Here is a 230-nt window from a genome sequence, read left to right as displayed (position 1 = left end):
TAGATTGCAATGAATAACATTAATCTCATTACAGTGGGGATTGCTTTAGCGGTTTCCGCCCCCTCTGTAATTGCTTCAATCAAAGCACCACACAATGCAGGGAGCTACAATAAAGTTATTAAGGTTCCTTCACACATGAACCAAACAAGTGCAGTTGGCTTGGATGATACTTTAGGCTCCAGAAACATCTCTGACGAAACAATCGTTGAGCTCCCAACCGTCCCAGATGA

Annotated in this window: 1 protein-coding gene; it reads left to right on the top strand. The window is 43.0% G+C overall.

Translation table 11 applies throughout. From position 1 onward, the window contains the following. Window positions 1-9: 9 nt before the first annotated feature. Window positions 10-230 (top strand): hypothetical protein (locus IQR33_RS35965; protein WP_228013688.1); only part of this gene is annotated, 221 nt, incomplete at its 3' end.

The organism is Vibrio sp. OPT46, from assembly GCF_015163535.1.
Lineage (GTDB): Bacteria > Pseudomonadota > Gammaproteobacteria > Enterobacterales > Vibrionaceae > Vibrio > Vibrio alginolyticus.
The sequence above is the reverse complement of the archived record's forward strand: the minus strand, read 5'-3'. Positions and strand labels throughout refer to the sequence as shown.